Here is a 12,320-nt window from a genome sequence, read left to right on the forward strand (position 1 = left end):
AAGTAAATACTGTGTAATTAAAAAATCACAGTCGATCATTTTTTTAAATGTTATAATTGCATCAAATATTTTTGATTTATCATGAGCATGAGTGTTGATTTACGTCCTGAATTTTGGAAAAAGTATAAGCTTGATGAACTGACAACATCGGAATGGGAAGCATTATGTGATGGTTGTGGTTTGTGTTGTCTGGTCAAGCTCGAAGATGAAGATACACATGAAATTGCCTATACCAGAGTTTCTTGTAAATTGTTGGATTGTCAGACGGCACAATGTTCTGATTATCATGATCGTTTAAAATATGTTCCTGATTGTGTTCAGTTAACACCCGAAAAATTACAGAATATCCGGTGGTTACCATCAAGTTGTGCTTATCGGCGTGTAAATGAAGGAAAAAATTTACCTTCATGGCATTATTTAAATACAGGCTCTAGAAAAAGTGTTATGAAAGCCAAGAAATCAGCAGCAGGGCGTTGTATATCGGAAACTGAAATCAATGAAGAAGATATTGATGAATATATTGTGCGTTGGGTGAGATGATTTATCATCATTTATTGATGAGATAAAACTATTAAAAAATGAAATGCATTTGTATATAGTAATATATTTGTTGAGGATATGAATTAAATATTGATAATGATTATCAATTAATAATATGATTTAAAGTTACCTATTAATATATCTATACACATGTTTAAATCCTCATGTTTAATAAAAAAGCCAGTTTATCGAATATTGGCATTAAGTCTGTACTGCTGTTTAAGTATGCAAGCCTACGCTAAACCTGATATCCAGCCATTAGGGGAAAATATTGCCGATCAGGGCTCGCAGTTTTACCAGTTTCAGATTAAAGAGTTTCAGTCCGAAGATAAAAACAGAACGTATAGAGTCTGGCTTGGAATTCCAAAAAATAAACAATCTGTTCAAGCCTTACCTTCGGTTTTCATGCTGGATGGTAATTCAGTTATGGATAGACTAAATGAGCCATTCCTTAAACATTTAAATAAAAGTTCATCACCAGTTTTGGTTGCGATAGGTTATAAAAGCAATCTTCCATTTGAAACAAAATCCCGCTCTCTGGATTACACACCTGCTGATGAATCAGGTAAACCTAAAGCCGATCCTCGTAATCCTGAGCGTTTAAGCGGTGGAAGTCAGGCATTTCGGGTATTAATAGCAACGCAGATAATGCCCTGGGTAGAAGCACAGGTAAAGCTAGACCCATCTCGTAAAGTATTGTGGGGACATTCTTATGGTGGTTTATTTGTGCTGGACAGTTTGTTACATGGTCACGATTTTAGTCATTATATTGCAGCGAGTCCGTCGTTATCATGGGCAAATAAACGTATTTTAAATATACAAGAAAAGACGCCATCCGATCTGGTTCGCAATAAAAATCTCATGATTATGGAGGGAGATATACCCACCCATAATGTTAAACATCTGAGTCCAAATATTGATAAGGAAATGATCAACAATAACCGGAAACTGGTTTCAGACTTGCAGAAAAAAGGGGTGAATGTGAGGTTAATGATTTATCCGAACTTAAGCCATGGTGAGGTTTTTCAGGTATCCATGCTTGATACGCTGAGTAACCAACTATTCTAAAAATTAAACCTGGACAAATCTTCTTGATTATGGATATTCCATAGTAGACTATGCAAAGAGTTTAATTATTTATAAAAGCCTATGTCAGACACACAAATACCTTTACCTGAACGATTACGTCCTCGTGATTTGTCTGAAATTATCGGGCAAGATCATTTGCTAGGGGAAAATGCGCCATTGCGTCAAATGATTGATCAAGGACATTTACCTTCGATCATTTTTTGGGGACCTCCCGGTGTTGGTAAAACCACGATAGCTTTGCTACTGGCACAAGCCGTTGACCGCCCATTTATCAGCCTGTCAGCATTAAATACGGGAGTTAAAGAGCTACGTGAGGTGATTGCGGAAAGTGGTGATCTGCTTGCACCTGTAGTTTTTATTGATGAAATTCATCGCTTCAATAAGTCACAACAGGATGCATTGTTGAATGCTGTTGAAAAGGGCAAAATTACCTTGATTGGGGCAACAACAGAGAACCCGTCATTTGAAGTAAACAGCGCCTTGCTTTCACGTTGTCAGGTTTATACACTAAATGCTTTAAGTAATGAATCTATTCAGGAATTGATTCAGCGTGCGATTCAAACTGATAAATTTTTAAAAGAACGACATATTCAAATTGAAGAATACGATGCTTTAATTCAATTTGCAGCAGGAGACGCACGTAAAGCATTAAATCTAATCGATTTGATTGCCAGTACCTTTGAAGTAGATGTAGAAAATATTGTTAATAATGCAGTTGTAGTAAAAGTTGCACAGCAAAATATTGCGCGTTATGACAAATCTGGTGAACAACATTATGATCTGGTTTCAGCTTTCATAAAGTCAATTCGTGGCAGCGATCCTGATGCAGCATTGTACTGGATGGCGCGAATGCTTAAAGGTGGTGAAGACCCGGTATTCATCGCCAGACGTATGCTTATTTCTGCTTCTGAAGATATTGGCAATTCAAATCCGAATGCTTTGTTACTTGCAGGAGAATGTTTCCGTTCAGTACAGGTAATAGGCATGCCTGAAGCACGTATTATTTTAGGGCAGTGTGCAGTCTATTTGGCAACAAGTGCTAAAAGCAACAGCACTTATCTTGCGATTAACAAAGCGCTAGAACTCGCAGAAAGAACTGCTAATTTACCTGTACCGTTACATTTGAGAAATGCACCGACTAAGTTGATGAAACAACAAGGATATGGCGTGGATTATCTATATCCTCACAATTATCCTGAGCATTTTGTATTGCAAGAGTATTTGCCACCTGAGCTGAAAGGTACGAAATTATATGAATCGGCACGTAATAAGCGTGAGGTTGAAGGTGAGCGACTACAGCAAAGGCGCTGGCAGCAAAATCAACAGCAACAGTAAATGAATATTTAATATTTTTATCGTCTACTTATGGCATGGAGTGTATTATTGATTTTATTTATTCAGTTGCTTAAGTAAGAATAAGGCAGTGGAGGGATAGGTAACTTATGTTCCCTGACTGCTTCGATTTTGAATTTAAACATGAAATTATCCTTAATTAGCTTGCTTTTATTTGCCTCTTTTTCTGTTTATGCTGAAAATGTAAATATTAAAAGTATTCAACCCGAAAAAACGATAAATGATCAAAAGATATTTCAACAACATACAGAGCAACAAAAAGCTGCAGCTATTGATGTTCAGGAAGTGAGCAGTCATGTTGCCTTAGCGCCAACATTGATTCAAAAAATTTCCAATATTCATGATCTTTCTACCCAAGCCAGTCAGGTATTTTTGCGTTTGGATAAGAATCTTGACGTAATTGATGCTGCAGGGCAAACAAGATTTCCACTGCAAAGTTATCTTGGAAACGCTTCAAGGCGAACGATCCCTGTTTTGGAAATACAGGATGTTGCAACACTAAAGGCATTAAAAATACTTTCAAAAACACATGATATTTCAGATATTACCTTATTGTCTCATCACGCTGATTTACTCCGTCAAGCACACGATCTGATACCAATGGTTCGGACCGCTTTAGATTTACGTTCAAATACCTATCTGGCAAATAATCCCAAAGATCTGGATATAATCGTACAAAAAACCAATCAGGCGTATGCCCGAATCGCAGTTATTCCCAATCAATATATCAATAAAAATAATGTGAGTTTCCTGCAAAAGCTGTTAATTACAGTCTGGGCAGATTCTGCAGCAGCAACCCAGAAAGAAGCGGCAACTGTTCTCATCTCTGGAGTAAATGGGATTTTAGCAACCCGTAGCGATCTTTTTCATACAGTCTTAAAGCAATTTCCTCAGAACACCTTGCTTCGCAAGCCTTTTATTATTGGGCATCGTGGTGTACCAACACTCGAAGATGAGAATACACTGGAAAGTGCCAGACATGCGGTTCATCTAGGCGCAGATATTATTGAAAATGATATTTATATCACCCAGGATAAACATCTAGTGGTCATGCATGATGAAACTGTTGACCGGACGACAGATGGCAAAGGAAAAATTGAAAATATGACCTTGGCCGAAGTCAAACAACTGACAACTAAGGCTCGCAAGAGAAAGATTCCGACACTGGCAGAATATTTTGAAAGTATAAAGCCTGTAAATAATGTCGTGCTCATGGTTGAATTAAAAAGTGCAAATCCTCAATTGGTCTCTGCATTAAAAGCACAAGTTGAGCAATATTCCTTTCAGAATCATCTTGTGACAACATCATTTAGACGTGAGCAGACCAATCAGGTCAAATCTCATCTATCAGGCGTATCAACGGGCATGTTGGTTGGAAATATGCCGAATACGGGCAATTTATTCAGTAATGCTTATCAAATTATGCAGGATACCCAAAAGTATTCTTCTACTTATCATCCCGCATATAGAAGTGATCTCGTGGCACTCATGGGAATGACCAAGCATCGTGGTATTACTTTTTGGCCATGGGCACTGGATGATCAGACATTTAAAAAGTTATATGTTGCTGGTACGCATGGTATTACCACAAATTCTGCACAGCTTTATTCAAAATATATAGTTGATATTAAGACAGCTGCTGCTGTAACAGTTAAATCTGGGCAGAAGTTTTATATTAATGCGGAGCTGAAAACACAAGATGGCACGCAGTTTAAGGGGAAGGCAAACCAATATATTGTGCTTTCAGATTCACCTTCACATCAGTTTAGTCCTAAAAAGGATGCGATAACTTTTACATCTAAAGGTACTGCTTATGTACTGGCAGGTTACCGGTATCAAATTGATCAGCAATATTTTTATCATATTTTTACGGGCCCAATTAAAGTGATTATTCAATAGGCCATAAAGCAGTTTAATTTTTATAGGCATGGCATTCCCTATACCAGGCCCAGTCGCTAAGGACTATTTGCTAATTACAATTGCATCACCATCAGGTCGTTCACCCGTAGCATCAGATGGGACATTTTTGGGTTTCCCCAAGATATTCATCATGGTTGAGCCACCCCCATCGAGTTTCAATGCGTTTTTTGCACCTAGATATTTCATGACCAAAGCTGATTCAGGGACGGACATTCCCGCACTATAGCGTGGTGCTCTTCCATCGACAGTGACAAATAGCAACGTATTGTCTTGAGTTACTCCCATCAATGTATGTGGATTTCTTCGTAGAAACCAGTCATTAGTAAACAGCTGGCGGTCTGATGTAGCATATGTTTCAGGAACACCCGATAAATTTTTATACCCAAATCCTTCACGTATTATTTGGTTTATTTGGGGGCTTTGACCATTTAACAATAAAGTTGGACCACCATTCACAGCATAGGTTGAGTTTTGTAGGAGGATAGGTTGCTTGGTATCCTGATTGATGAGCTTTGAGCTCAGTTCAATTTTTTGACCGATTTTGGCATTTTCTAAAAGCCAGTCTTTTCCTTTTCCAATTCCTTGTATGGTTTGTCCTGTTGCTGGTACAGGCATACCACGGGTAGGGTGAACTTCTGTCACAATGTGATTCTGATCTATAACGATTTCAACACCATCACCTTTAGGGGTGTTTTTACCAAAAATCTGGCTAAAGACAATGATTTCATTTGGGTCAGTACAGGTAACGTCGTGCAAGGCTTGTTCTGTTTCAAGGTCAAAAGGATTGCCACAGTTAAAGTTTAGACCCGGTACCCGATTTAACCCATCAATTCTTTTACTGATGTTTTGATCATTTGTCAGTATAAGCTGTGTGGTAATATTGGTTTCTAAAGATGCGGAACGTCTGGTTCCCTTATTTTCAATAAAAAATCCTGGTCTACCTTCAACACCTTCGCTGACAATCTGTCCACCAATTACGGATAAACCAGCAAGATCACCTGGTGTGCCTGAGGTATCCTTAACCACGAAGAAACCTGCATTTATCGCTGCAATTGCATTTGTTCTTTGAGCGATTGAAGAGGTAGTTTCTTTACCTTCAATAACATCATTTGCCAAGACAGATTTTACATTACCCTTAAAATGAGGATGAATAACCAATACATTGATATGCCAAGGTCCTGTGGTTTTGAGTCCATCTTCGGCACTAAAACGGGTTTTTGCATTTGCAAATTTTTTCTCTTTTAATTCTTTGACAACAGCATCAGCTTGAGCAGCTGAAAAATAGCGGGCATCTAAACGAATCCAGGTCGAGGGGTTTTGCCCCAGGACTTGGTCGCTCGGTGGGACTACACGTTTACTACGATATCCTAAATTACTGAGTTGTTGTTCCAGCTCTAATGCTTGCTGTTCAGATGTTATATAACCGACTTCTACCTCAAAACCATCATCTAATGATGAATAACCACGTGTGATCTGATAAAGCTCAATTCCATCATCCAATATGATTTTTTGGATGTCTTCTTTTAACTCTTTAGTACCTAGAGGAAAACCAGAGCTAGGCAACGTCCAGTTCTTATCAGGTGTTCCTGTATCTGGGGCGTATTCGTTTTTATCATCATTACATCCTGCTAATAGCAAGGTCGTAACGCTTAGGAAAGCAATTTTACGTATGCAGAAAATGGTCATCATTGGATCAATGTTTAAGGGAAACCCAAATAGTGATGATGCAGCATGAAATTTATATGACTAAAAAATGACGAGTTAATGAAGATATGGAGATAACTTTCAGGACTTACATCAACATAATAATATTCTGAAAAATGCAGAATATATTGGACTTTTGAGATCTATTAATATTCAGGAGATATTATTGTTGATCCTGATTATTGGGTTAAACAAGCCCGTACTGACAAATTCATCATGCTCTATATTACTTCAGGTAAAGTTAGAACCTTAGAACAAAAGTCAGCATTGATGGAATCCGTCACTAAAAGGTTAAATGAAAAGTTTTCCATCCCCGAGCAAGATGTGATGTTTATTATTGTTCAAAATACTTTTACTGAATGGTGTTTTGGTCATGCAGAACGGGCTGATTTAAAAATTCAGCAATTACAAATAAATAACTAAAAAACCGAGCATATTTGCTCGGTTTTTAGTGACTCTACCATTGGTAACTAACCTTGCCATAGTAAAATGCACCATTGAAACCAAAAGGAGAGAACTGGCTATAAGGTAGACTGCCGCCTGTTGGTAAATTAATGTCATATACATCTTGCTTAGGATAAACATCAAATACATTGTCCCCACCTACAGTAAAGTTCCAGTTTTGAAGCTGGTATGACAATGCCAAATCCAGTAGCCATTTGGCTGAAAACTTTTGATCTTTTTCAGGACCAGCATTGTTATATGTTTTAAAACTACCATAACGGGTAAGATTGGTAAAAATACTAAAGTCACCTATTTTATAGTCATTGGATAAACTCAATTTGTGTTCAGGTGTGCTACCTGCAAGTAAGCCATATTGCTCACGTCGGTCTAAACGTACTAGATTGATACCAAGAGTATTAAGAATCGTAGGGTTTGCATCGATATGTGTCACTTTATTATGGTTATAATTATAGGCAAGTGAGGTTGTAAGCTCTCCATAAGGCAAATTGTTCCATTTGTAATTTGCGACTAAATCAATACCACGAGTACGGGTATCGCTAGCATTATTAAAGTAACGAATATTAGTAAAATTGGCATTCGTTATACCTTGTGATGCTAAATAAGCTTTTACAGCAGAACTACTGGCATCAATATTTGAAGATAAGCTAATACGATGATCAATATCAATTTGATAAGCGTCTAAAGTGACATAAAGCTGGTCGGTTGGGGTAAAGACCAAGCCCACACTATAATTTTTGGATTTTTCTGCTTTAAGGTCTTCAGCTCCTAATAGTTTGGCTACCTTTGAACTCGTTGGAAAAGTACCCGCTTCAGCAAATTGACCATTGACCAGCTGTGATGAGGTTTGAGCAAAATACTGCTGCGCTAAACTCGGTGCACGAAATCCTGTTGATACTGTTCCTCGAAGTGCAACTGCTGGATGTAATTTATAGCGAAGTGATAATGAAGCATTATCTGTATTTCCAAAATCATCATAATATTCATGACGATAAGCAGTAGAAGCTGAAAGTTTCTCTGTAATATCAGCTTCAAGATCAGCATAGCCAGCATAACTGTCTCGTGACCATTGACCTGCATCATTTTTACGAAAACCAGATAAACCTGATGATCCACTTTTATAATAAGATGCTGGATCTCCTGCCTTGATCTGATATTCCTGATTTAAATATTGGGCACCAAAGGCGAGACTTAAAGGAGACTCAAAAAAGCCAACTGGTATTTCTCGAGATAGATCAATATTGACTACAGTTTGCTCATTTTTTAATTTACCATTATGAAAATAGCGTGGTGTAGAACCCGTGTCTTTAAATAAGTCAACGTTCAAGGTTCGGGTATCGACATCATAAATATTTAAACCGTAGCTGACTGAAGTATCGTAGTACCAATTGGATATTTCTCCACGGACACCTGCAACGACAGAAACGTCGTCTAACTGTCCCTCAATCAGAGGTAAATAGCCTTTAGGATAGATGGATGGAATATTATTTGAGGCATTGCTTAAACGATAGAAACTTGCAGTCTGTGCATTGCGATGACTATACGTACTAAAGCCATAAATTTCTGCTGCATCTGAAAATGTATAGCCTGTATTGATTGCGGCTTTGACCTCATCAGATTTTGGATCACCAAATCGGAAAGTACGTTGTCCGTAGGTTGCCGAATTTGCATCCCGTTTATCCAGTCCAGCACGGTTGGTTGCCTGATTGTCTTGCCATTCCCCTGAAAAAATCGCATAACCATTACCATTTAGATCACTACCACCAGAAACATAGGATTGTTTTTGTTCACCATCACCTTTGTTAAAAATTCCATAACGTATACCTGCTTCACCATGATCAGGATTTGATTTTAGAATGATATTGACCACACCTGCGATCGCATCAGATCCATAACGGGCGGAAGCACCTTCTCTTAATACTTCGATACGACTAATTGCAGAAATAGGAATGGCATTTAAATCAGTTGGCGCAGAACCTCGACCGATCGTTCCTGCCAGATTTAAAAATGCTCCGGTATGACGTCGCTTGCCATTTACCAAGACTAGGACCTGATCTGGAGAAAGACCTTTTAATTGCACGGGTCTGACCAGTTCTGTTCCGTCAACGACTGTAGAACGCGGAAAATTAATCGATGGAATAATTCGGGATAAAGCTGTACCCAGTTCACTCGAACCTGTTCGTTGAGTCAATTCCTTTGCACTAATAACATCAATGGGTTGTAATGATTCTGTTTTGGAACGTGTCAGTGAGCGGGTACCTGTTACAACGATGGTATCGAGTTGTTTTACCTGTACTTGTTCCGGAGACTGCTCTTCTGCATGCGTCTGAGAATAAAGAGCAGAAAGAATAACTGTAGTGATAAAGCGAACTGGAAAATTTCTAGTAAATTGTGTAGCCATTATTATTAATAAACTCATTTTTGTTAACATTTGTAGGCATAGTAGAGCGAAGTCTAAATTTTAAAAAACAAATAAAAAAACTAAGGATAGGAAAAAAATTGCAAAGGAAGGAAATTTAGCGTTCGCTAGAATTTAATATTGAGTGCTTGGTACAGCCCCGTATTTTTAAATATGAAATAAAAAACCGAGCAATAATGCTCGGTTTTTTAGAAAACTTTGCAGCATTAAATATCAGATAAATCAACACCGATACGAGCTGCAACTTCTTCATAAGCTTCAACAACACCGCCTAAACCTTGACGGAAACGGTCTTTGTCGAGTTTTTTCTTGGTTTCTTTATCCCATAAACGGCAACCGTCTGGAGAAAATTCGTCACCAAGAACAATACGGTCATGGAATACACCAAACTCAAGCTTAAAATCTACGAGAAGCATATCGCCTTTAGCGAATAAGTCTTTGAGTACTACATTTACTTTTTGAGTAAGTTCTTTCATTTGAGCAAGTTGATCAGCAGTTGCCCAACCTAAAGCAATGGCTTGAGATTCGTTTACCATTGGATCGCCTAAAGCATCATCTTTAAAGAACAATTCAAAAGTAGGCGGGTTTAGCTCTTTACCTTCTTCGATACCAAGGCGACGGCATAATGAACCTGCTGCATAGTTGCGCATAACACACTCAACAGGAATCATTTTTAATTTTTTCACTAAAACTTCGGTTGGAGAAAGAAGTTTTTCAAAGTGAGTTTCAATGCCTGCCTCAGCCAGTTTTTCCATGATAAAGGCGTTAAAACGGTTATTCACCTTGCCTTTTCGATCTAGTTGTTCGATTTTTTCGCCATTGAACGCAGAGGCATCATCACGAAAGACTAAAATCAGGTGGTCTGCACTATCAGTTTCATAAACGGATTTAGCTTTACCAGTATAGAGCAAGGTTTGTTTTAACATGGGGGAACCTTTTTCAAAAAAAAATGCCTAGTTCATACTAGGCTGGCCAATTTTGGTAAATCTGGGTTAACAGTTCTGTAGCTTTTTCTTTATCTGCAAAACTGTTATCGGCATTAAACACAGCTATAGTATTGCTTGCACCTACAGAAGTGAGTTTTAACACATAAAGCTGCTTGTCAATTTTCACAGTAGCTTCATTTGCATTTTTGCTTTTACCAGTAACGTTAATGTTAAGACTCGTAAGTGTGGCAAGTGTGTATTGCCATATTGTAGCAGAATTTCCATCGACTTTAATCAATGGATTTCCACTACCATCGGTAATGAGTTGAGGGTGTTCAATTGTTGTACTTGAAACATCGTTTTCTTCAGTCAAAGTATTTTCAATTTGCACATCTGGACGCGGCATTGCAAAACGGTTACCACGCTTGTTCTCATATTTTGCTGCATGATCAAGAGCAAGCTGGTCAACCTTAGGAGCAGGATACAAAGGCGTTGCTGGTCTAACCTCTGCACCTTCAGGGTACTTAAGTGGCTCTAAAGTGGTTGTATCCTTGTAATCCAGTGAACCATTATTGATCGCCAGATGACTACAACCCGCTAAACTTAAAGCTGAAAGGGCAAGTGTTAAACCAAAACGTAATTGCATAGTGTTAAGCTCTTATTAAATGATACCCACTGCTTTGAGTTCTTCAGCAAGAGGGGCACGATATTGTTCTGCAAGAGGAGTTAATGGTAGGCGAATACCTGTTCCAATTAACCCCATTTCATGTAGTGCCCATTTCACTGGAATTGGGTTCGATTCACAAAATAGAATATTGTTTAATTTTGCAACTTTATTATCGAGCTCTTTTGCAAGATCGCTATTTCCTGCAATTGCAGCTGCGCAAAGTTCACTCATGATTTTAGGTGCAATATTGGCAGTAACCGAAATATTGCCTTTTGCGCCTAGAGCCATTAATTCACGTGCAGTTGCATCGTCACCAGAATAAACAGTCATATCTTTACCACGTAGACCTTCTAAAAGTTCTTTACCACGTGGAATATCACCAGTTGCATCTTTAATCGCAATGATTTGTGGAATGTCAGCCAAACGGATGACAGTTTCATTCTGCATATCTACACCAGTACGACCTGGTACATTATAAAGAACTAATGGCAAATCAACGGCTTCAGCAATAGCTTTATAATGTTGATATAAGCCTTCCTGAGTCGGTTTGTTATAATAAGGGGTCACTAAAAGTGCGGCATCTGCGCCGAGTTCTTTTGCTTCCTTGGTGAGCTCAATCGCTTCGTGTGTTGAGTTTGCACCAGTGCCGGCAATAATTGGGATTCGTTTATTGGCTACACGAATAATTTCTTTAATTACTTGCGTGTGTTCTGCCATGCTAAGAGTAGACGCTTCGCCAGTTGTGCCGACTGCGACAATACTATTAGTGCCTTGTTCTATGTGCCACTCAACGAGCTTCTCGAGACCCTTCCAATCTACGCTGCCATCTTCGAACATTGGGGTGACGATTGCGACAATTGAGCCATGAATGGTCTGTGCTTGCTGAGTCATTTTGAAAAAATATCCTATTTTTCCATCCTAAATCGTGAAAAACGTATAAATGGATGGTTGCAGTATTTTGATTTCAAGCAAAATTCAGTAGTTAGAGTGTTGAATAATGCTTATGCAAATTATGACTGATTCAGTCGTATAGAACAATATGCTTTAGTCAAAGCTTTGAAAAACTTTATAAAAAGCAACAAATAACACACGTATTTATTTTAAATTATTGAACAATGTAAAAAAATAAGTGTGTCTATAAAAAAACATACATGTTTTTTTATACTTTATAAGTGATTTTAAATAAGATTTAAACATGATCACATGATATTTGTTAACTATTATAGATACAGTCTAAAAC

At 38.1% G+C, this 12,320-nt stretch carries 10 protein-coding genes; 5 read left to right on the plus strand and 5 right to left on the minus strand.

Going from position 1 to position 12,320, the window contains the following annotated elements; all coding sequences use genetic code 11:
* Window positions 1-87: 87 nt before the first annotated feature.
* From KPC_RS12040 to KPC_RS12055, 4 genes are all read left to right on the plus strand, one after another.
* Window positions 88-540, plus strand: a complete 453-nt coding sequence (locus KPC_RS12040) for a YcgN family cysteine cluster protein (RefSeq protein WP_121974628.1) — start codon at window positions 88-90, stop codon at window positions 538-540.
* Window positions 541-690: 150 nt separating this feature from the next.
* Window positions 691-1,608, plus strand: a complete 918-nt coding sequence (locus tag KPC_RS12045; RefSeq protein WP_121974619.1) for an alpha/beta hydrolase — start codon at window positions 691-693, stop codon at window positions 1,606-1,608.
* A gap of 81 nt (window positions 1,609-1,689) precedes the next feature.
* A complete protein-coding gene (locus tag KPC_RS12050) occupies window positions 1,690-2,964 on the plus strand; it encodes a replication-associated recombination protein A (protein WP_121974620.1) in 1,275 nt (424 codons plus the stop codon).
* 141 nt (window positions 2,965-3,105) lie between these two features.
* Window positions 3,106-4,881, plus strand: a complete 1,776-nt coding sequence (locus KPC_RS12055) for a glycerophosphodiester phosphodiesterase (protein WP_121974621.1) — start codon at window positions 3,106-3,108, stop codon at window positions 4,879-4,881.
* Window positions 4,882-4,944: 63 nt separating this feature from the next.
* Here KPC_RS12055 and KPC_RS12060 read toward each other — a convergent pair whose 3' ends face one another.
* On the minus strand, window positions 4,945-6,588 hold the full coding sequence (locus KPC_RS12060) for a phosphodiester glycosidase family protein (protein WP_171334483.1): 1,644 nt from the start codon (window positions 6,586-6,588) through the stop codon (window positions 4,945-4,947).
* 183 nt (window positions 6,589-6,771) lie between these two features.
* On the opposite strand from KPC_RS12060, the gene KPC_RS12065 reads away from it, so the two are divergent.
* Window positions 6,772-7,029 carry a tautomerase family protein gene (locus KPC_RS12065; protein WP_228212250.1) on the plus strand — a complete coding sequence of 86 codons (258 nt, stop codon included), beginning with the start codon at window positions 6,772-6,774 and terminating at the stop codon, window positions 7,027-7,029.
* Window positions 7,030-7,063: 34 nt separating this feature from the next.
* Here the strand turns inward: KPC_RS12065 and KPC_RS12070 are convergent, their stop codons facing one another.
* The 4 genes from KPC_RS12070 to dapA all read right to left on the minus strand — a co-directional run bounded on the left by KPC_RS12070 (window position 7,064) and on the right by dapA (window position 11,971).
* Window positions 7,064-9,469, minus strand: coding sequence for a TonB-dependent receptor plug domain-containing protein (locus KPC_RS12070; RefSeq protein ID WP_121974624.1), 2,406 nt, complete (start codon window positions 9,467-9,469; stop codon window positions 7,064-7,066).
* 224 nt (window positions 9,470-9,693) lie between these two features.
* Window positions 9,694-10,413, minus strand: coding sequence for a phosphoribosylaminoimidazolesuccinocarboxamide synthase (gene purC, locus KPC_RS12075; RefSeq protein ID WP_121974625.1), 720 nt, complete (start codon window positions 10,411-10,413; stop codon window positions 9,694-9,696).
* Window positions 10,414-10,450: 37 nt separating this feature from the next.
* Window positions 10,451-11,059 carry a lipoprotein-34 precursor (NlpB) gene (locus KPC_RS12080; protein WP_121974626.1) on the minus strand — a complete coding sequence of 203 codons (609 nt, stop codon included), beginning with the start codon at window positions 11,057-11,059 and terminating at the stop codon, window positions 10,451-10,453.
* Window positions 11,060-11,074: 15 nt separating this feature from the next.
* Window positions 11,075-11,971: a 4-hydroxy-tetrahydrodipicolinate synthase gene (dapA, locus tag KPC_RS12085; RefSeq protein WP_121974627.1), complete on the minus strand. Its 897-nt coding sequence runs from the start codon at window positions 11,969-11,971 to the stop codon at window positions 11,075-11,077.
* Window positions 11,972-12,320 lie beyond the last annotated feature (349 nt).

This window comes from Acinetobacter stercoris (genome assembly GCF_900323515.1).
Classification (GTDB): Bacteria; Pseudomonadota; Gammaproteobacteria; order Pseudomonadales; family Moraxellaceae; genus Acinetobacter; species Acinetobacter stercoris.